15 protein-coding genes are annotated in these 21048 nt (G+C 67.7%); 8 read left to right on the forward strand and 7 right to left on the reverse strand.

The genetic code is table 11. The annotated features are described in order from the left end of the window. Positions 1-47: 47 nt before the first annotated feature. The 3 genes from JRI60_RS18070 (at position 48) to JRI60_RS18080 (ending at position 4496) form a co-directional block, all read left to right on the forward strand. Entirely contained in the window at positions 48-2294 is a 2247-nt protein-coding gene (locus JRI60_RS18070; protein WP_239470588.1) for an ATP-binding protein, read from the forward strand. An 89-nt stretch (positions 2295-2383) separates the two neighbouring features. Next, positions 2384-2755: a GFA family protein gene (locus JRI60_RS18075; protein WP_239470589.1), complete on the forward strand. Its 372-nt coding sequence runs from the start codon at positions 2384-2386 to the stop codon at positions 2753-2755. Between the two features lie 94 nt (positions 2756-2849). Then, a complete protein-coding gene (locus tag JRI60_RS18080; protein ID WP_204227105.1) occupies positions 2850-4496 on the forward strand; it encodes an endo alpha-1,4 polygalactosaminidase in 1647 nt (548 codons plus the stop codon). Between the two features lie 82 nt (positions 4497-4578). Here the strand turns inward: JRI60_RS18080 and JRI60_RS18085 are convergent, their stop codons facing one another. Next, positions 4579-7680, reverse strand: a complete 3102-nt coding sequence (locus JRI60_RS18085) for a kelch repeat-containing protein (protein WP_204227106.1) — start codon at positions 7678-7680, stop codon at positions 4579-4581. A gap of 307 nt (positions 7681-7987) precedes the next feature. On the opposite strand from JRI60_RS18085, the gene JRI60_RS18090 reads away from it, so the two are divergent. Further along, on the forward strand, positions 7988-9613 hold the full coding sequence (locus JRI60_RS18090) for a WD40/YVTN/BNR-like repeat-containing protein (RefSeq protein WP_204227107.1): 1626 nt from the start codon (positions 7988-7990) through the stop codon (positions 9611-9613). 316 nt (positions 9614-9929) lie between these two features. Here the strand turns inward: JRI60_RS18090 and JRI60_RS18095 are convergent, their stop codons facing one another. Next, positions 9930-10997: a hypothetical protein gene (locus tag JRI60_RS18095; RefSeq protein ID WP_239470590.1), complete on the reverse strand. Its 1068-nt coding sequence runs from the start codon at positions 10995-10997 to the stop codon at positions 9930-9932. Positions 10998-11395: 398 nt separating this feature from the next. Between JRI60_RS18095 and JRI60_RS18100 the strand changes: the two genes are divergently transcribed. Continuing rightward, a complete protein-coding gene (locus JRI60_RS18100; protein WP_239470591.1) occupies positions 11396-13495 on the forward strand; it encodes a carbohydrate-binding protein in 2100 nt (699 codons plus the stop codon). Positions 13496-13534: 39 nt separating this feature from the next. On the opposite strand, the gene JRI60_RS18105 is transcribed toward JRI60_RS18100, so the two are convergent. Continuing rightward, positions 13535-13870, reverse strand: a complete 336-nt coding sequence (locus JRI60_RS18105; RefSeq protein ID WP_204227110.1) for a hypothetical protein — start codon at positions 13868-13870, stop codon at positions 13535-13537. Between the two features lie 40 nt (positions 13871-13910). On the opposite strand from JRI60_RS18105, the gene JRI60_RS18110 reads away from it, so the two are divergent. Continuing rightward, entirely contained in the window at positions 13911-15233 is a 1323-nt protein-coding gene (locus tag JRI60_RS18110; RefSeq protein WP_204227111.1) for a tetratricopeptide repeat protein, read from the forward strand. 6 nt (positions 15234-15239) lie between these two features. On the opposite strand, the gene JRI60_RS53425 is transcribed toward JRI60_RS18110, so the two are convergent. Next, a complete protein-coding gene (locus tag JRI60_RS53425; RefSeq protein WP_239470592.1) occupies positions 15240-16202 on the reverse strand; it encodes a class I SAM-dependent DNA methyltransferase in 963 nt (320 codons plus the stop codon). Positions 16203-16315: 113 nt separating this feature from the next. Here JRI60_RS53425 and JRI60_RS18120 point away from each other — a divergent pair, with 113 nt between their 5' ends. Together JRI60_RS18120 and rd are read left to right on the forward strand one after the other, a co-directional pair. Next, positions 16316-17086, forward strand: a complete 771-nt coding sequence (locus JRI60_RS18120; RefSeq protein ID WP_239470593.1) for an SDR family NAD(P)-dependent oxidoreductase — start codon at positions 16316-16318, stop codon at positions 17084-17086. A gap of 34 nt (positions 17087-17120) precedes the next feature. Then, positions 17121-17288, forward strand: coding sequence for a rubredoxin (gene rd, locus JRI60_RS18125; RefSeq protein ID WP_204227113.1), 168 nt, complete (start codon positions 17121-17123; stop codon positions 17286-17288). Between the two features lie 4 nt (positions 17289-17292). On the opposite strand, the gene JRI60_RS18130 is transcribed toward rd, so the two are convergent. From JRI60_RS18130 to JRI60_RS18140, 3 genes are all read right to left on the reverse strand, one after another. Beyond that, positions 17293-17898, reverse strand: coding sequence for a DUF2378 family protein (locus JRI60_RS18130; RefSeq protein ID WP_204227114.1), 606 nt, complete (start codon positions 17896-17898; stop codon positions 17293-17295). A 147-nt stretch (positions 17899-18045) separates the two neighbouring features. Next, entirely contained in the window at positions 18046-19353 is a 1308-nt protein-coding gene (locus JRI60_RS18135) for a M16 family metallopeptidase (RefSeq protein ID WP_204227115.1), read from the reverse strand. After that, a complete protein-coding gene (locus tag JRI60_RS18140) occupies positions 19350-20891 on the reverse strand; it encodes a sensor histidine kinase (protein WP_204227116.1) in 1542 nt (513 codons plus the stop codon). Before JRI60_RS18140 ends, JRI60_RS18135 begins: the two co-directional genes overlap by 4 nt. Positions 20892-21048: the final 157 nt, after the last annotated feature.

Genomic DNA, 21048 nt, shown 5'->3' on the forward strand with positions numbered 1-21048 from the left:
GGGGATGCTGGGGGGGTCAGGAGCAGACCACTCGCGTGCCATCCCCCATGTCACATCCATCCAAGTCCCGATCCACCATCTCGCGCCCGACGCTCATCCGCATGGCGGTGCGCATCGGAGTGGTCATCGCCCTGACCACCCTCGTCAGCTACCTCCACATCCTCCGCACCATCCGCACCGAGAGCCTGGAGCACCTCGCGCGGCATGTCGAGGAGCGCAGCCAACGGGAGCAGGCCATCTTCGTCATCGCGGAGGACTCCCACGCCCTCATCAAGCAAGCCTTCGAGGAACGGCTCCGGGCCGGAAGCCAGGAGGATCCCACCTTCCGCTTCGACACCCTGTTGGAGCTTCGGCCCGACGGGACGATTCGCAACCGGCCTCAGGGCTTCGATGGGACACGGATGCCGGGCGTCTGGGTCGCTCCGGGCGTGAATGCCGATACCGGGTTCCGCCGCAGGCTCCTGGCCGCGTATGACGTGATCGCTCAATACGGGCCCGCCTACCGCACCCGCCACATCAACACCTTCATCTTCCTGACGGAGGGGGTGAACGTGCTCTACTGGCCGGAGGTCCCCAACTGGACCCAGGACGTCGCGCCCGACTATCCGCTGCTCTCCTTCGAGTACTCCACCATCAGTCGGCCCCAGGAGAACCCCCAGCGGCGGATGGCCTGGACCCGCAGCTATAAGGATGACACCTCCGGGAAATGGCTGGTCTCGGCCGTCACTCCGGTGGACCAGGACGGCCAGCACATCGCGACGCTCGGCAACGACGTGCTCGTCGATGATCTGCTGTCGCGCACCCTCGTCGACCGCCTGCCCGGCGCGTACAACATCATCTTCCGCGATGATGGCCAGCTCATCGCCCACCCCGAGATAAAACTGGATGGAGGAACGGTCGGCTACGACATCCTGGCCGACAGACCACCGGAGGGCTCGCGAACAGGGCTCCCCACCGCGGAGCAGCAGGCCCATCTGCGGAGCATCTTCGAGGCGGTGAAGGGCCGCGCGTCCGGGCAGACCGTGGTGGAACTGTCCGAGTATGGCGAGTACATCGCCGTGGCGCGGATGCAGGGCCCGGGCTGGAACTTCGTCACGGTGCTGCCCGAGCACGTGGTGTCCTCGAAAGCCATCGAGGCCGCGCGCTACGTGCTGGTGTTCGGCCTCGTGTCGCTGCTCCTGGAGCTGCTCATCATGTATTGGGTGCTCAGGGACCAGATCTCCCGCCCGCTCCGGTCCTTCACCCAGGCCACGGCACAGGTGGCGGCCGGCGACTTCGGGGTCTCCCTGGAGACCTCACGCGAGGACGAGCTGGGACAGCTGGCCCGGTCCTTCGAGCTGATGGCCGGGGCGGTCCGGCAGCGCGAGGAGGCCCTGAGGCAGGCCAACGAGGGCCTGGAGCAGCGCGTCGAGGAGCGTACCCGGGAGCTGAAGGACGTCCACCAACAGCTCATGCGGACGGCACGGCAGGCGGGCATGGCGGAGATCGCCACCAACGTGCTGCACAACGTGGGCAATGTCCTCAACAGCGTCTACACCTCGGCCCAGCTCACCCGGGAGCGCATGAGCAAGATGAAGCTCGAGCAGGTGGGCCGGGTGGCTCACATGCTCCAGGAGCGCGAGGGCGAGCTCGCGACCTTCCTGACCCAGGACGATCGCGGGCGGCACCTCATCCCCTTCCTGGACAGGTTGGGGCAGAACCTGTTGGACGATCGTGGGGAAATCCTCGAGCTGATCGACGACATCGGCCGATACACCGAGCACATCGGCGACATCGTCAAGGTGCAACAGAACCACGCCCGGATGCCACGGCTCCAGGAGCCGGTCAGCCTGGCGGAGTTGGTGGAGGACGCACTGCGCTTCACCTCGTCCGACTTCGCCCGCAATCAGGTGAAGGTGGAGCGGCAAATGGCCCCGTTGGCCCCCGTGCTCACCGACAAGCACAAGGTGCTGATGATCCTCGTCAACCTGTTCAGCAACGCCAGATACGCCATGGATGGAGTGCCGCCGGAGGAGCGGCGGCTGACCGTGAAGCTGGAGCCCTCCGCCTCCGACCGCGTCCGCATCGAGGTGCGAGACAACGGCGTGGGAATCGCACCGGAGCTGTTCACGCGCATCTTCCAGTACGGCTTCACCACGCGCCAGGAGGGCCATGGCTTTGGCCTGCACTCCAGCGCGCTGGCGGCCCAGGAGCTGGGCGGCTCGCTGACGGTCCACAGCGAGGGAGTGGGGCAGGGGGCCACCTTCGTGCTGGAGCTGCCCCTGCTCTCCCCCGGGGGACCTCGAGGTGCGTAGCTTGGATTGCACGCGAGTTGGACGCCCGGTAGAACCCGGGGATGGGTGAAAACAGGGCTCGTCACACAGGTGGTTGTCTTTGCGGCGCGGTGCGGTACGAAGCCGAGGGTGACCCGTTGTTCGCTGGCTATTGCTACTGCGCCGATTGCCGCAAGGCCTCCGGTTCGGGGTTCATCCCCTTCATAGGGTTCGCGAGCACCGCGGTTCGCTTCAGCGGCGAGACACGGCAGTTTCGGTCCAAGTCATTCAGGGGCGGTGAGGCCGTGCGCAATTTCTGTCCCGTCTGCGGCGGGCTCGTGTTCGGGGGAGAGGTTGGCAAGGACGAGTCCCACACGATCTACGCGGGTTCCCTGGACGATCCGTCATCCTTTCATCCGAAGATGGCGATCTTCACACGCGACCGTCCGGCCTGGGCGCTGCTGCCGCCGGACTTCACGGCCTTCGACACCATGCCGGAGTGAGTCGGCTGTTCGAGGCTCTGGTCAAGGGTTATTCCAGGATTGCATGGAAGTCGCATCCGTGCGATGGGCGCCCCCACCAACGTTAGGAGGCGTGATGTCGAGATGGATGCCCTGGCTGACTCCTTGGATTGCCGTTCTCATGTACGGGTGCATGCCCCTGGAGGTGGATGACTCCCAGGAGCCGGGTGCTCAAGAGCGAGCCCTGGCCGGCATGGAGGTCATCGACTTCTCCTCCGCGAGCACGCTGGCGAACACGGATGCCTCCGGCAAGACCGGAGGCATGACCGTGCTCAAGGCGAACAGCACGCGGTGCACCGTCGGCGTGTATGCCGATTGCTACGCGGACTACATCGAGTTCAGCTCCTCCTATACGGGCTATCTGTCCTTCAAGCTCTCGAGCCTCACCCAGGGCGCGCCGACGCCCTCGCAAATCACCAACCTCCAACTGCTGACGAAGTACCAGGGGCCCGCGGCCGCCACGTCCTATTACAAATGGCAGCTCTACCGGTTCACGACCGCCAGCTGGGTGGACATCACCACCTCGCAGGGGCGCGGGGACTGGGTGTGGACCGCGGCCCTGACGCTCAATCTCCCGAGCACCGAGGTGGCTTCTCGCTTCGTCTCGAGCGATGGCGAGATTCGCGCGCGCCTCATCAAGGGCGCGGGGACGGATACCGCGCAGCTCGACAGCCTCCGCCTCCAGGTGTCGTGGGACAGTGGCTCGACGTGCACCCCCGAGACGGACGCGGCCTTCTGCGCGCGGCTGGGCGGCACCTGTGGCCAGCTGAGTGGCACTGACAACTGCGGCCAGGCGCGCACGGTCTCCAGCTGTGGCGTCTGCCAGAGCCCGGCGACGTGTGGGGGCGGCGGCACCCCGAACGTCTGTGGCCAGGGCTCGACCTGCACCCGCGCGAGCTTCCCCAAGGGAACCACCTGGATGTGGGACCTGGAGAACAGCACCATTCCCACCAACCTCAACGCCCAGGTCTATGTCGTCGACCTCTTCGGCACCTCCAGCGCGAAGATCCAGGAGTACAAGAATGCTGGCAAGAAGGTGGTCTGCTACTTCAGTGCCGGCACGTACGAGAACTGGCGAGGCGATGCCAACCAGTTCCCGCAGGACACCTATTGCAGCCCTGGCGAGAACTGCGCCCAATCCATCCACATCCTGGGGGACTGGTGCGAGAGCGGTGGGGACTGCGAGTGGTGGCTGGACCACCGCAAGCCGGCGGTGCGGACCGTGATGGAGGCCCGCATGCAGCTGGCGCGTGACAAGGGCTGCGATGCGGTCGAGCCGGACAACGTCGACGGCTACGCGCACGATTCGAGCATCTCCTGCACCGATCAGGCCTGCTGGGGCCTCACGGCGTCCGACCAGCTCACCTACAACCGCTGGCTGGCCGATACCGCCCATGCCAAGTGTCTGGGCATCGCGCTCAAGAACAACATCGATCAGGTGGCCCAGCTCGCCGCGTCCTTCGACTTCGCCATCAACGAGGAATGCCAGAAGTACAACGAGTGTGGGGACTACAAGACCTACTTCACGAGCCAGAACAAGGCTGTCTTCAACGCGGAATACATGAAGGACGCGGGCGGCGAGTCCACGAGCTGGACGTCGTGCACGGGAACGCAAGCGACCTGCGCCTGTGGCGAGAGCGGATTCGCCCAGGGAGATATGCGGACCCTGGTCTTCACGACCTCGTCCGTTCGCTACAACAACATCAGCATCACCTGCTGGTAGCGGGACGGCGTGGGAAGCAACGGGCCCGCTCCTGGGGGGAGCGGGCCCACCTTCACTCGTCACCGCGGTGCTGGCCGCCGTGTCAGTACAGCTCGGCGTTGGCGAGGTAGCCGCCGTCCTGATTCTCGCCGCCTACCACCAGCACCTTGCCCGAGGGCAGAATCGTGGCCGTATGGCCACGGCGGAGCTGTGCCAGCGAGCCGGTGGCGGTCGAGGTGCCCGTGACGGGGTTGTACAGCTCTGCGCTGGAGAAGGTGACGCTGGTGTTCCTCCCGCCCGCGATGAGCACCATGCCACCGGGCAGCAGCGTCGCCGAGTGGGCGTAGCGGGCCGTCGTCAGCGGGCCGGTGGTGGACCAGGCGCCGGTGGCCGGGTCACGCAGCTGGGCAGTGGTGAGGATGATGCTGCCGTTGCTGCCGCCCGTGACGAGCACCTTGCCATCCTGCAGCAAGGTCGCCGTGTGGATGTAGCGGGCCGCGGTGGCCGTGGACGTCCAGGTGCCGGTGGCGGGGTTGTACAGCTCGGCGGTGGTGTTGGCGGTGGTGCCATTGGTTCCCCCCGTGACGAGCACCTTGCCATCCGGGAGCAAGGTCGCTGAGTGGTAGTAGCGGGCCGCCGCCAGCGAGCCGGTGGCGGACCAGGTGCCGGTGGCCGGGTTGTACAGCTGGGCACTGTTGAGCGCTCCGCTGGCGCCACTTCCGCCCACGATCAGAACCCTGCCATCGAGCAGCAGGGTGGCCGTGTGGAGGTAGCGGGGCAGGGAGAAGGAGCCGGTGGCGGACCACGCGCCGTTGGCCGGGTCATACACCTGGGCGGTGGCGAGCCGGCCCGAGGCGGTCGCATAGCCACCCGCGATGAGCACCTTGCCATTGGTCAGTTGCGTCGCCGTATGGGAGTAGCGCGCGCCCGTGAAGGAGCCGGTCATGGACCAGCTGCCCGTGGCCGGGTCGTACAGCTCGGCGCTGGTGAGGAAGGCTCCGCCAGTGCCCTGTCCACCCGCCACGAGCACCTTGCCATTGTTCAGCGGCGTGGCGGTATGGCCGCGACGGGCCTGGACCATCGAGCCCGTGGTGGCCCAGGTGCCAACGCCCTTGCCATACAGCTCGGCGCTGATGAGAGGGTCCGGGGAATTCTCTCCGCCCACGACGAGCACCCGGCCATCGGGCAGCAACGTGGCCGAGTGGGCGTAGCGTCCCTGGGAGAGCGAGGCGGTCTCGCTCCAGGTGCCGGTGGCCGGGTCGTACAGCTCGGTGCTGGTGAGGAAGGCTCCGCCGGCGCCCTGGCCGCCCGCGACGAGCACCTTGCCATCGGGCAGCAGCGTGGCCGTGTGGCTGTCGCGGACCTGGTCCAGCGAGCCGGTGGTGGACCAGAAGCCCGTGGCCGGATCGTACAGCTCGGCGGTGGCGATGGAGCTGTTGGAAGCGTCATACCCGCCCGTCACGAGCACCTTGCCCGAGGACAGCACCGTCGCCGTGTGATGGTGGCGGGCCTGGGCCAGAGCGCCGGTGGCGGTCCATGCACCCGTGGCCGGGTCATACAGCTCGGCGGTGGCGAGCGTGCTGCTGGAGCTGCCTCCCACCACGAGCACCTTGCCATTGTTCAACAGCGTCGCCGTGTGGCCAACGCGCGCGAAATTGAGCGAGCCCGTCGCGGCCCAGGTGCCAGTGGTGGGAGTGTACAGCTCGGCGCTGGCGAGGGAGCCACTGGGGCCCGTTCCGCCCGACACGAGCACCTTGCCATTGGGGAGCAGCGTCGCGAGATGATCGTGGCGCGCCTGGGTGAGCGAACCCGTGGCCGCCCACGTGTCGGTGGAAGGCGTGTACAGCTCGGCGCTGGCGAGGGAGCCGCTGGGGCCCGTTCCACCCGACACGAGCACCTTGCCATTGGGGAGCATCGTCGACGTGTGACGGGTGCGAGCCTGCGCGAGCGCGCCCGTCGCGGACCAGGTGCCGGTGGCCGGGTCATACGTCTCGGTGAAGGTCATGGCTCCGCTGGTGCCAGCCCCGCCCGTCACGAGCACCTTGCCCGAGGGCATCAACGTCGCCGCATGGCCACTCCTGGCCTTGGAGAGATGTGCCGCCCCATTCCACAACCCGTCACCGCAGTGGCTCCCGGAGACGGCCTGCCAACCTGTCGCGGTGCACTGGTAGACGGACTGGTCCGTGCCGCACATCGTGGAGCCGCACGTCGTGCGAGCCGGGTCGATCGCCACGCCGCCCAGGGCAATTCCTCCCGCGCACTGGCAGCTCGTGTTGCCACACTGCCCACCGAGCGATTTCCAGTTGCGCAGGGTGGGATCGCACTCGTAGTTCTGCAGGTCCGCCCCACACACGTGTGCGTAGGGGTAGCGCTCGTCCTTGGTGACGGAGCTCCCATCCCACCAGACGCCCAGCGGACAGGACCAGCTCTCCATCACGCTGTCGGCCTGCGGCGCCAGCCGCCAGACCTCGCCATACCAGCTCGCCTCGCCATTGCCGGCGGCATTCACCCAGAAGATGTTCCGGTTGGGGCCGGTGAACACGGGGCCGCCCGCGTCACCTCCACAGCTCGCGCCAGTGAAGGGGGACACGCTGTCGCGGACGTTCTCCCAGATCATGCTGTCGATCGAGATGGAGACAGACCCCTTCTTCAAGTCCGAGGCCTTGATGGCGCAGTTGGCACTGTCTCGCGCTCCATGGCCGATGTCGGTGGCGGTGGTGCCCAGGGCGGGCATGGAGCCGATATGGAAGTTCATCGGTGACGCCAGCTGGGAGGGAACGGCCCGCGTCAGCTGGGCGATGGCGACGTCGTTCTTGAAGTTCGTGGCGTAGTTGTCGGCATCCGAGGCGACGAACGAGTGGACGCGCTTGACCTGGAAGTATTGCGCCGTGGTGCCGCACGTCGCGCCATAGGTGTTGATCTTGAAGGTGTAGGGGGTCGAGCCGTCCTCATCCGTCGCGTAGTCGATGCATCCCGCGGTGGAGAGGATCATGTCCGGCGCGACGAGCACGGCGGTACATTTCTGGTAGCCATTGGTGAGGATCCCCACCTCGGGGTAGTCACAGGTGATGTTGGCTCCGAGCAGCGCATCGCTCGTGGACGCGAGCTCCTCGGCCTCGGGGGACTCGAGGGGGTCGCTCGAGGCCCCACAGGCCCATCCAAACAGGGCCGTGAGGCAGAGCAGTGGAAGGAATCGGATTCTCATGTGTGGCTCCCAGCAGAGGCAGAAACGGATTGGGCCTACTCATCAACACGTTTAGTCCATTTGAAGTGCACTTTTCCAATGGGGTCGTGCGGCGAGGGCCGATGCCTGGTCTTTGTTGTGCCTGTTTCTTGGAAAGTAAGAGATTTTCTGGAGAGGCAATCTTCATTGGGGGTCCGCTCTCCGCCTCGATATGCAGGCCTCGCCCTCGATGAAAAAGCACTCCGTCACCGTTGCCTCCGTCCGAGAACTCGACCGCGAATTTCAGCTGAAGGAGCGCTTCGACCTGAAAAAGCACTCGAGAGGACGGGTGGCTGTCCTTCGCGGCTCCATCGCGCTCGACCACCTTCCGCTCGACTTCCGACAGCTCGATCGGTTCCTGGGTATTCCGCGCCGTGACAAAGGCGGGAACACCCCGGACGCGCTGAGCGGGCTGATCATCGACGGCGACGTGAAGGTGAAGGGCGCGGTCGTGAATGCCGAGATGGACTTCGGCCCCTTCCTGCTCGTGCGAGGCGACCTCCATGCGCGTGACGTCGCCTGCGGCGGCAGCGAGGTGCGGGTGGAAGGCGCGCTGACGCTGTCGGGCGCGTTGTTCGGCTTCTACAACCACGGGTCCATCGTCGTGGAAGGGCCGACGCGGGCGGCATGCGTCCTGACGGAGGAGCACGCGATTCGCCTCCAGGGAGGGCTCGTCTCGCCCGTCGTCCCCGGGGGAAAATTCCTCGAGGTGTCCGGCAAGGCCGTGCCCGAGGATCCGCTGGCGCTCCGGCTGCTTGCCCCGGAGCTGTTCAACTGGTCCTCATGGGTTGGCCTCGGGCCCGCTGGCCAGAAAGCGTCGAAAGCCGAAGGTGAATCAGAGCTCGCCTTCATCAAGCTCGAGCGGGAGCTCATTCTCGATGCCATTGCCGAGGGCCGCGCGCTGGTGCGGGGAAAGCGGGCGTTCAAGGCACCTCCGCCAAAGACGCGGACGCCCATCGACCACTGGCGTGCGAACGTGCACTTCCTCGACGGCGTCTGCGTGCGAGCCGACCTCGCGGGCTTCGCCGTGTGCCACACCTCGCGGTGGCGCGACGCGGAGTTCGGTCGCCTCTACGGTTGCTCGACCACGCAGGGGTGGGGGGCGACGTCGATGCCAGGCGGGGCTCCGATTTCCCTGTGCTACTTCATCGACGCCGACAAACAGCGCTCGTGGCGTGTTCTGCTCAACGACGGTGTCGTCGTCGTGGTCAGCGGCGGAGCGCTCTCCCGGATCGATGTGCTCAACGCTCCCGCGCCCCTGCACCGCATCCGCTCGGTGGCGGATGGCCTCGTCGTGTGTGGCGATGACCTCGTCGTCTATGCCTCGTCGGGCAAGACCTGGAACCGCCTGGAGGCGGGGCTGCCACAGGGGACCACGGGAGCTTTCAGGGACATCGCCGGCCACTCCCTCCGCGACCTGACCGCCGTGGGAACCGGCGGGTTGGTGATGCACTTCGATGGCGAGTCGTGGCACTCCCTGAAGGCCCCGACCCAGGTCGAGCTGCACGCGGTGGCGACCACGAAGGAGGGGATTGCCGTCGTCGGGGACCAGGGGACGCTCCTCGTTCGCGGAGCGGAAGGCCGCTGGAAGACATTCCAGACCGGAGACAAGGCACCGCTGGTCGGCGTCGCGGTGCTCGGTGACCGCCTCTTCGTTGCTTCCCGGCTCGACATCCTCGAGCTCGAGGGCGACACGTTGAAGCCTGTCGAGACCGGACTGACGCCTTCTTTTGGCGGTGGCCGGCTGCACGCGTGTGACGGCGTGATGTGGTGCATCGGGTTGACCGACCTCGCCCGCTTCGACGGCTCGACCTGGGAACGAATCACCTGCCCCGATCAACACATCACACAGAATCAGAAACCCACCACCGCGCAGCCTCCGCCGGGGGCGATCCACCTGGAAGGGCTGGTCTGACCTGTCTTGAAGCAGGGCGTGGAGCCCGTGCCGGCGTGTCCCATCGGAGAGGAGACCGTCTACTGGGAGGAGTACGGGGCCTGCGGCGGGTGCACTGTGTCGGGGGAGCCGGGGTCCCGCGTTCGCCGGTTCGCGGCCTGCTCCGGAAACATCCAGGGAACGAAGGCGAACATTGGCAACTCCTGCCAGACGCCGTGTGAGCTGCTCTAGTCTCGGAGCAGCTCCGTGAGTTTCCGGAGGGGCTCATCCCTCCGGACTGTCGTTGCGCCTGCTGCTGCCACGCGCCGCGAGCACCATCGTGACGCGCGTGCCCGCCTCAGCGGATTGAAGCTCCAGCAGGACAGGTGGCGGCGGCGAAGTCCGCGTCGTAGGTCCCGAAGCAGGTGTACCCGCCGGGGGTGTTCTCCTCCTGCAAGGCGCGGCCGTCGAGCCGGGTGTGGCCGATGCGCACGTCGAAATTCCTCGCGCGCCAGACGCTCGCGAACTGCCCGATGAGGACAGAGTTCTCCACGGTGATGGAGTGGCTCGCGGTGTCACTCGCGGTCGCGGAGGTGGAAATCCCCTGGGTGGAGGCCGCATTGGCACCTTGCAGGTGGCTGTTGCGCACGCTCCCGTTTCCTCCGCTGACGAGCAGCCCGATGGCCAGGTCTCCACCGTTGCCCGAGGCCTGCACGTTGACGAGTGACACGGTGTGATTGCCATCCCTGCTGGCGATGCCCCAGTTCCGGGTGCCACCGGTGGCACTGGCGTTCACGTCGTGCAACTCGACGTTCCCTCCAGCCAGGCTGATGCCGTGGTTGTCGGAGCCGTTGCGTCCCTCGAAAGAGGACCTCATGAGCTTGACGGTGCAGGACACGCAACGGAACCCGGCGACGGTGGCGCTGGGGGCTGATGCGGAAGCACGTACGTTCTCGAAGGTCCCCCGCCCTTCATTGAGGAAGACGGCATACGTGCGCGTGGTCCCGTTCGAGGCCCTGGCTTCGATATCGTGGAAGGCGAAGTCCACATTCTCGCTGTAGACGGCAATGGACAGCGCACCGCCACCGGTGTTCTCCACGGAGAGCGAGCTCAGCGCGGCGCCCGATGCCCCCACCACGGTTCCCACATCCGGGACGCTGGAGGAGCGCAGAAGGGTGAAGCCTCTGCCGGACCCCTCCAGGTGGATGTTCGGCTTGAGCATGAGGGGAGAGGCCCCGAGGTCATACAGGCCCGGCTCGACCTTGACCCGCCACGACTGGCCATCCGTGATGCCCGCGATGGCGGTGCGCAGCGCATTTCCACTCTCCAGGGCCGTTCCCGCGGGGCTGACCACCTTCGTGCGCACATACGTCACGCCCGGTGGCCCCGCGGGCCCGGTATCGCCCTTGTCGCCCTTGTCCCCCATCGGGCCCCGCTCCCCCGTCGCCCCGGGCTGACCTGCTGCCCCTTCAGGACCCGCGGGTCCCTGGGGTCCAGGCTGGCTGCTGCATCCAGCGAGAAAGACGCACATGACGGCACGAAACACAGAGGCTCTTGGATTCATCGAGGATTCCCGCGAGAAGAGCCCCATGCATAGCTGAAGCGATACGTTCGTAGGAAGGCACCCAGGGACTGATCCCGCAGCCACCGCCTGAATTCTAGCCGTGAAATCCATGGAAAAGCCGTCACCAGTGGATTATCACGTCGAGCCGCTCGGGCTCGACCGAGCCATGGACAGACGCGGGATGCGTGGAGGCGCCAGTGGCTTTGAATGTCAAGAGGAAGATGGGAAGCCGGAGGTGGCTGTGGATGGGAGTAGGGGGCTTGTTGTTGGGAGCCCTCGCCTGTGCGCCCGAGGGCGGCCCGGCCTCCGCCCCTGACGCGGACCCATCCCTGGACGTGCGGGAGCGTCAGCTTCCGTTGCGGCTCAACGCGCAAGGAATCACGGCGGGCAGCTACACCCAGGTCTACGTCGCGACGAACGCGAACGACGGAAATCCATCCACCTATTGGGAGGGGGCCGCCAACGCCTATCCCAATTGGATCCGGGTCGATCTGGGCAGCGCGAACAGCGTCAATCAGCTGGTCCTCAAGCTTCCGACGACCTGGGGGGCCCGGACGCAGACCTTCTCCGTTCTCAAGAGCACCGACGACGTCACCTATACCCAGGTGCTCGCCCCCGCCACCTACACGTTCAGCCCGAGTGCCAACACCGTTACCGTGAACTTCACGGCGACCAGCGCGCGGTACGTGAAGCTGAACTTCACGGCCAACTCGGGCGCCACGGGCGGCCAGCTCTCCGAATTCGAGGTGTATGGCCCTGGCTCCACCACCTCCCGTTCCGCGCTCACCCAGCTGGCGGCCTCGAGCCATGACAGCCAGTCAGGCATCCAACTGGAGTCGTCCAGCGAAGGCGGACAGAACGTCGCCTTCATCGACGATGGCGACTACATCGCGTTCAACAACCTGGACTTCGGTGGCGGCGCGACGAGCTTCGAGGCCAGGGTCGCCAGCGCTGGGGCCGGGGGCAACATCGAGGTGCGGCTCGACAGCCTGACGGGGACGCTCGCGGGGACCTGTGCGGTCCCGAATACGGGGGGTTGGCAGACCTGGATCACACGGACCTGCACCGTCAGCAGCGTGAGTGGCGTGCACACCCTGTATCTGAAGTTCACCGGGACCGGGACGGGAGGGCTCTTCAACCTGAACTGGTTCAAGTTCTCGGCGGCGACGGCCAGCGGCGGAGACGTCGTCGGCAAGCTGTTCGCGGGGTATCAGGGCTGGTTCAACGCGGCCGGCGATGGCTCTCCGAACAACGGCTGGGTGCACTGGTCGAAGAACAGCAGCGCGCCGACCGCCAACTCCAATGTCAACTTCGAGCTCTACCCGGACCTGCGCGAGTACACCAAACTGTACCCGACCAACCTGGCGAACCTGGGCAATGGACAGCCCGCCCGGCTCTTCTCGTCCTATGATCCGGAGACCGTCAACAAGCACTTCGAGTGGATGCAGACCTACAACATCGACGGGGCCGCCCTGCAGCGGTTCGGCGCCGACGAGAGCGACACCCCGAACGGCTGGAAGACCAACCGGGACAGCGTCGCGGTGAAGGTGAAGAACGCGGCGGAGGCCTACGGCCGGAAGTTCTATGTCATGTATGACATCACCGGAATGAACGCCAGCAATTGGGCGAACGCGGTCAAGCATGACTGGACGGCCCAGGTGGTCAATACCTTGCACCTGACTTCCTCCTCCGCCTACGCCCGGCAGAACGGGAAGATCGTCGTCTGCATCTGGGGAATCGGCTTCACGGATCGGCCCGGAACGGCCGCCGAGGCCGCGGAGCTCATCAGCTGGTTCAAGGGCCAGGGTGCCTATGTCATCGGCGGCGTCCCCACCTACTGGCGGACGGGCGTGAACGACTCGAAGGCGGGATTCGAGAATGTCTACAAGTCCCTGGACATGCTCTCGCCGTGGTTCGTCGGCCGCTTCGGTGGACTCGACGGCGCGGACCACTACATGACGAACCAGTGGCAGCCGGACCTGGCCTACACGCAGCAGTATGGAATCGCCTACCAGCCCGTCATCTGGCCGGGCTTCTCCTGGGCCAATCTGGCCAACGGGCCTCGCAACCAGATCCCCAGGCTCCACGGCGACTTCATGTGGCGGCAGGCCTATGACCTCAAGAGCCTGGGCAGCTCGACCGCCTACGTGGCCATGTTCGACGAGTACGATGAGGGCACGGCCATCGCCAAGGGCGCCGAGAACAGCTCGATGCTTCCCACCAATCAGTACTTCCTGAGCCTGGACGCGGATGGCGTCGCCGTGTCCTCGGACTTCTATCTACGGCTGGTGGGCGACATCAACCGGCTGTTCAAGGGACAGATCCCGCTGACCCCCAGCCACCCCACGAGTCACCAGTAGTCGCTGGGAGGCCATGGGAGTCCCCGTGGCCTCCCCGTCTCAGAGGTCGCCCTCGAGCGCGTCACGCACGCCCGGAAGCTGGGCGAGCAGCTCCAACTCGGCGGCCTTGAGGTGGGACACGCGGCGCCCGGAGATCCGCTCGAAGTGAAGCTCGATGCGGTGCTGGCCCTCGGCGTCCACTTCGCGGAAGAGCCGGGCGCGCCGGCCCTCCTTCACGCAGGCGAGGATGTCCTTATGGATGCTGTTCAGCCGGCGATACACCTTCAGCGCCATCCGACCCTCGGGGGTGTCGAACGTGTGGAAGTGCCGGTTGCGCGAGAGGGGTCTCGCCGGATCATGGAGCCTCTCCACGAGGCGCCGAACGAATGGGTCCATCGACGCCGCAGGATAACATCCGGTACCCTCCATCTCAGCGATGCAATTCAAACTTCCTCGCCCGCTCTGGGCCCTGGCTCTCCTGCTCCCGCTCGCCTGCAAGGATCCGGACACCCTGTCCGTCCAGACCCAGGCCCAACGTTTCCAGGCCAAGCTGGAGGAGGGGCGCAATCAGTTGGCCAATGGGCAACCCGAGCAGGCCGCGAAGGCCTTCAGCGAGGCCTCGGGTCTTCAGCCCGACAGCGCCGAGGCCCTGCTCCTGCTCGCCGAGGCCCGGCGCCGGGAGGGCAACTCCCAGGCGTCCATCCTGGCGCTCAAGCAGGCCATGTCCCTCAACCCCGCCGAGGCGCCCGTCATCAAGCGGCGGATCGCCGAGAGCCACGAGCGGGATGGACGCCTCTCCGAGGCCATCGCCGTCCTGCTGGAGCTGCGGGACGCGGACGAGCTCGGGGACGTGGACATCCTCAAGCTGGCCCACCTGCAGACACTGGAGGGCCAGCACCAGGAGGCCTTCCAGACGCTGGAGCGCATCCAGCGCGAGCGCCCCGATGACGTGGACGCCAAGGTGGTGGAGGCGGAGATCCTCCTGGCCAAGGGCGACGAGGTGCTCGCCACGAAGTTGATGGACCGGCTCCTGGAGGAGCAGCCGGGGCTCACGGCGGCGCGGGTGCTTCGTGCGCGCTACTTCCTCCAGAGCGGCTACGCGGAGTACGCCGAGCAGGACCTGGCCCAGGTGCAGGGCGAGGATGCTACTCAGCCCGAGTTCGTCGCGCTGAAGGCGCGGGTGCTCTCCTCGCTGGGCCGCCATGCGGACGCGGATGTGGTGCTCACGGGCGCGGTGGCCCGGTATCCGCAGAACGCGGATCTGCTCGCGCGGCTGGCCGAGACGAAGCTGCTCCAGGGTCAGCAAACCGAGGCCCTGTCGCTGGTGGAGCGGGCGCTGAAGGTACAGCCGGACACCGCCCGCGCCTTCTATGTCCGCGCCCGGGCGCGGGAGTCCCAGGGGGACGTGCGGCAGGCGAAGGAGAACTACGGCTATGCCCTTGATGCCAACCCCCGCTTCGCCCCGGCGCTGTCGCGGATGTGGCGCCTGCACCAGCAGGACGGGGAGCAGGACCGGGCCCTGATCGCCGTGGAGCGGCTCGTCGACCTGGGTGAGGCCTCGCTGGAGGAGAAGGTGGCGCTCGCCGACCTGTACGCGAAGACGCGGACGAAGCTCGACCGGGGCCTGAAGCTCATCGGCGAGGCGCTGAAGCAGGACCCGGCCAATCCCGAGTTCCTGGACATCCAGAAGGAGCTGAAGAAGGCGCTGCCCAGAAAGAAGGCGTCCGGCCCCGTCATCATCCGGGGCTCGCGCCGGTAGGCGGGCTCAGGCCGCGGTCAGCACCACCACGTGGCCGGTGACGGGCTGGCCCGCCTGTCTGCGCAGGGTGGCCTCCTGCTCGAGCACCGGGCGCAGGCCCGCGCCCCGGGCGCAGCCTCGGAGATAGTCGAGGTGGTGGACGTAGCGCGCGCTCGGCTGGAGCCGGTATCCCGGCTCGGTGCCCTTCTCCACGGTGAACGCGAACAGACCTCGGGGGGCGAGCCTCGGGACGACCTGCTCGAAGAGCCGCTCCAGCGCGCCGAAGTAGACCAGCACGTCCACGGCGACGATGAGATCATGCCGCGCCGTGGCGGAGGCAAGCTCCGCGGTGATCTCCCCGGCCCGCAGTGTGTCGTACACCCCGCGATCGCGTGCCTTGTCCAGCATGCCCGTCGACAGGTCGATGCCCTCCAGCCGGCGAGCCAGGGGCCGCAGGAGCGGACCGGCCAGTCCCGTGCCACAGCCCAGGTCGAGCACGTCGAGGTCTCGCCGTCCCTCGAGCGCCACCCGGACCGCGTCCATGAGCCGTTCGGGTGCGCGGTAGGCGAGGAAGCCCCGCAGGCTGTCATCGAAGCTCGGAGCGTAGACGTCGAACAGCGCGGCGACGTGCGCGTCCGCCATGCGCTCCGGCGGTGGCGCCCCGGTCTCGGCAGCCTCCAGGTAGGTGATGACGTCCTCCCGCGCCGCCTCGGGGACACGCAGGTCGCGACAGCGCAGCTCGTGCAGGTGGCGGCGGAGCAGGGGAATCTCCTCGGCGCGCCCGGTCTCGCCCAGGATGGAGATCAGCGTCTTCAGCGAGTCCTTGTCCTCGGGCTGTTGGTCGAGCTGCTCGCGCAGCGCCGCCTCCGCCGCCAGCGGCTCCCGCCAGGACCACAGCACCTGGGCCCCGTAGGAGGGTGGCACGTGCTCGGCCCCCTCGAATCCACAGGCCTCCAGCCGTGCACGCCAATCGATGGGGGAGGGCTTCATGCGTCCCCTCAGCGTACACCCCGCGCGAGCCACGAGGCCATTGACGTCACGCTCGCTCTCTTGGGAGCGTGACGGGCATGAGCGACATCGTGCGAGCCCGCAGGTATGCCTTGGTGACGGGAGCCTCTAGTGGCATCGGCCGGGAGCTGGCGATGATCCTGGCGCGGGAGGGCTACGCGCTGGTGCTGGTGGCCCGGCGCACGGAGCCCATGCACGCGCTCGCGCAGCAGCTCGAGAAGGCCCATGGGGTGCCCTCGGTGGTGGTGGGCGCGGATCTCGGCTCGCCCGAGGGCGTGCGGACGGTGATGCGCGAGGTGTCGACGCGTCAGCTCGACCTCGAGGTGCTGGTGAACAACGCCGGCTTCGGGCTGGCGGGTGGCTTCGAGGTCCTGCCGGCCGAGCAGCAGCTGGGGATGATCGACCTCAACATCCGGGCGCTCACCGCGCTCACCCGGGAGGTGCTCCCGGGGATGCTGGCGAGGCGGCGCGGGTACGTGCTCAACGTGTCCTCGTCGGCGGCCTTCCAGCCCGGCCCGCTCATGTCCGTGTACTACGCGAGCAAGGCGTACGTGCAGTCCTTCTCCAACGCGCTCCACGAGGAGATGCGGGGCCGAGGGGTGACGGTGACGGCGCTGTGCCCCGGCTACACCGAGACGGAGTTCGCCGCGCGGGCGGCGGAGCACCAGCGTCCCCGGCTCTTCAGCGGACCGCTGGGCAGCCTCGATGCCCGCCAGGTCGCCGAGCTGGGCTATCGCGCGATGGTGCGGGGTCGGGCGGTGGTGGTGCCCGGGTTCACCAACCGCCTGGGGGCGTGGCTCATGCCCTTCACCCCACTGGCGGTGAAGCTGCGCATCACCCGCTACCTGAACGCGAGCGGAGCCTGAACTTCCACCGGGAGATCAGGTAAGAACACCCGGCATGAAGAAGCGCTACCGCTGCATCACCTGCTCGTACATCTACGACCCCGCCCTGGGTGATCCCGACTCCGGCATCGCGCCGGGCACCGCCTTCGAGGACATTCCGGACTCCTGGTACTGCCCCGACTGTGGAGCGACCAAGGCCGACTTCGAGCTTTTCGAGGAGTAGGGCGTCAGGCCTTGCGGCGCAGCACGTAGACGACGTGCTGCGAGCCGGGCTCGATGGGCTGTAGCTCGCCGCCCGTGAGTGGCGCGCCGACCAGCTCCATCATCGCGTCCATGGTGCCGTTCATGAAGTACGGGTCGATGCCGGACTGAGGCCCGAGGGCGGCATGGAACTCAGGGAGGACCTCGAAGGTCACCTCGAGGTCGCCGAGGGCCAGGAAGCGGGTCCGGGCCGTCAGGAAGTTGGTTCCCGACTGGAGCCCGCGAGGGATGCGCGTCAGCGAGCGTTGCCAGCCGAGCATCCGCAGCATCGAGTACACGGCCCGGCCCATGGTGGTGTGTCCGTAGCCGTCCACCTGCCGGCGGCCGAGCTGATAGCGGGCCTGTTCGCTGGGGATGTCCGGGTAGAGGAGCTCGGCGCAGACCCGGATGGCCGCGAACCAGGTGGGGACGGAGTAGGCGACCAGCAGTGGCTGGTCCAGGTCGATGCCGATGGCCTTGAGCCGCCTGCGGGCGTCCGGGTCGAGCCGCTCCTTGATGGTGTGCTTGAAGAGGGCCTCCACCACCTGACTGAAGATGACGGGTTCCTTCCGGGTCGCGAGCGCGGGCATCATCGGGGTATCCGAGGAACGAGAGAGGTCTGCTGCTCGGGTCCGAGTCGTCATCCAGGGGTCCATCGAAGGGGGGCGCCTGGGGCATCTACCACCAGGGTACCCCGCCCGGCGAGGGGGAACCCGCTGGAGCCAGGCCCGCTGACCGGCTCAGCGGCGTGTCCCACTCCAGGAGGGCAGTCCCTCGGCGGTGTCAACCACCTTCTCCAGGGCCTTGATGCCCCGGCGCTGGCCCACGGCCACCAGGGTGAGGTTCTCCCGGGCGAAGTAGCGCCGCGCCACCTCGCGCACGTGGGCCGGCGTGGCCTCGTCCACCAGGTCCGCGCGCCGGCCGAAGGACTCGGGCCGCCGGAACAGCTCCGTCCCGCCGAACCACCCGGCCAGCTCGCCCGGTGAGTCCTGCGCGAACTCCAGCAGCATCCGGTGCCGCCGCTTGGCCCGCGCCAGCTCCTCGTCGCCCACCAGCGTGGTGCACAGCTCGCCCAGCACCCGGAACATCTCCGCCACCACCAGCGACGCCCGCTCCGGCGCGCTCGCGGCTTCGATCTCGAAGATGCCCGTGTCGTGGAAGGCCTCCAGCGACGCATGCACCGAGTACGCGAGCCCCCGCTTCTCCACGATCTCGAAGGGCAGCCGCGACGACAGTCCGTCATCGAGGAAGCGCCGCAGCAGTTGCAGGGCGGGCCAGTCCTCGTGGTGCTCGGGGACGGTGCGGAAGCTGAGGCGGAACTCCGTCTGGGCCTCGTCGTGGGTGACCACGTGCAGGTTGGGACCCGCGGGCGTGGGCGGTGGCGGCAGGTCGTCGCTGGCGGGGCCCTCGGGCAGGCGCGTGAAGTGGCGCTCCACCAGGGCGAGCACCTCCTCGCGCTTCACCCGGCCCGCCGCCGTCACCACCATGTTGCCGGTGACGTAGTGGCGCGCGAAGTGCTCGCGCACCTGCTCGTGCGTGAGCTTGGACACCGACTCACGTGTCCCGGCGATCTTGAAGGCCAGCGGGTGGTGGGGGAAGAGCACCCGCTTGGACAGGTTGTCGATGTCGATGTCCCGGCCCTTCTCGTCCACCTCGTCGAGCATCTCCTCGAGGATGATGTTGCGCTCCACCTCCATGTCGGTGAGCTTGGGGCGGGTGAGCATGTCCCCGAGGATGGCCAGCCCCACGTCCAGGTGCGCCGGGTGCAGGGGCGTGTAGTAGTAGCCGTGGTCCCTCGTGGTGACGCCGTTGAGGTTGCCGCCCACCTCCTCCACGGCCGAGTTCATCCGGAGGGTGTCCGGCCAGCCCTCGCTGCCGCGGAAGAAGAGGTGCTCCAGGAAGTGGCTGACGCCGTTGTTGGCGGCCGTCTCGTGACGGCTGCCGGTGCGCACGTACACCGCGAGCAGGGCGGTGTGCAGGTGCGGGGTCTCGATGGTGACGACGCGCAGGCCGTTGGGCAGCACGTCTCGGTGGTAGGCGAAGCTCATGCGCGTGGAAGCTTGACGGAGAAGGTGGTGCCCCGGCCGGCCTCGCTCTGGCAATCCAGGGAGCCGCCGTGGGTCTTGAGGATCTGCTGACAGACGGCGAGGCCCAGTCCCGTGCCGTCCTCCTTGGTGGAGAAGAAGGGGTCGAAGATGCGCGAGCGGATGGCCTCGGTCATGCCGCGCCCGGTGTCCTGGAGGGCCACCTCCACCTCGTGCTCGTGGGCGCGGGTGGCGATGGTGAGCCGGCCACCGTCCGGCATGGCCTCGCGGGCGTTGCGCAGGAGGTTGAGGAACACCTGGCGCAGCTGGCCCTCGTCGGCCAGGGCGCGGGGGATGTCCGGGGTGAAGTCCCGCACCACCTCCACGCCGGCGCGCTCCAGCTCCTCGCGGGAGAAGTCCAGCACGCTGGCCAGCACCTCGGTGACGGTGGTGGGCTCGAGGCTCGGCCGGGGCGGGCGCGCCATGCGCAGGTACTGCTCCGTCACCTCGGTGAGCCGGTCCACCTCGCGGGTGACGGCGGCGAGCAGCTCGCGCGTCTCGCGGGCATCCTCCGGGGACTCGAAGGCGGCGCGCTCGAAGGCGTCCTGCATCAGCTCCACGTTGAGGCCAATGGAGGACAGGGGGTTGCGCACCTCGTGCGCCACCTGCGCGGAGATGCGGCCCACGGCGGCCAGCTGCTCGGCGCGCATGAGGGCCTCGGCCTGGGCCTTCAGCTGCGCCTCGCGGGCCTGGAGCGAGCGGGCCATGGCATCGAACTCGCGGGCCAGCACCGCCACCTCGTCCTCGCCCCGCACGCCCAGCTGCGCGCTGTAGTCGCCTTTGCCGATGCGTGACACGCCCTCGATGAGGTTGCGCACCGGGCGCAGCGTGCGCGCGGACCAGGCGGTGGCGCCCAGGCCCACGCCGATGGCCAGCACGGACAGGGTGATGATGGCCAGGCCCGTGCGCCGCTCGCGCTCCTCGGCCCCGTCCACGCGCTCGCGGATGCGGTTGCTGAGGGCGGCGCGCAGGAAGCGGATGTCGCTGCCGATGGAGGTCTGTTGCTGGCGCAGCTCGGCGGTGACGCGCGCCACCTCTTCCGGCGCGGGAGTCTCCCGGGTGAGCGCCGTGAAGACGGCCTCCGCCGCCTTCCCGTAGGACTGGTAGCGGTTGGCGAGCTGGCCGAAGTGCGACTCGAGATCCTGGATGAAGCGCACCTCTCCCGGGGGCGCCAGGGTGCGCACCTCGCGGGCCCGGGCCTGGGCCGCCTCCAGCCGCTGGGCCATGAGGGAGGGGAAGTACAGCCGGGAGAGCCGGATGAGGGCCCGCCGCGTCTCCACGCTGCCCTCCTCGAGCATCCGCTCCGTGTCCTTCTCCTGGTTGGTGTGGAAGGACTCGAGCGCGGCCGCGTCCTGCGACAGCTGCAGGTAGCCCTGGCTCACCAGGCGGATCTCCAGTCGGTTGCGGTGCAGCTCGGCCACGCTGAACAGGGACACCGCTCCGAAGGTGACCAGCACCACCGCGTAACCGAGGAAGATGCGGGTGGCGAGGGAGAGCTTCATCGAGGGACAGGGCCGCGTTGACCACGGCTCCAGGGCATCGCTACGCTCGGGACGCTCCGAGCGCAAGCCATCTTTGCCTGCGCCGGGGCCGGATACCGCAAAAGGGGAACGCCATGGGGCGGAGTATCAACGGGTGGACCTCGCCTGGGTGGCGGGG

Origin of the sequence: Archangium violaceum, from assembly GCF_016887565.1 — a bacterium.
GTDB classification, from domain to species: domain Bacteria; phylum Myxococcota; class Myxococcia; order Myxococcales; family Myxococcaceae; genus Archangium; species Archangium violaceum_B.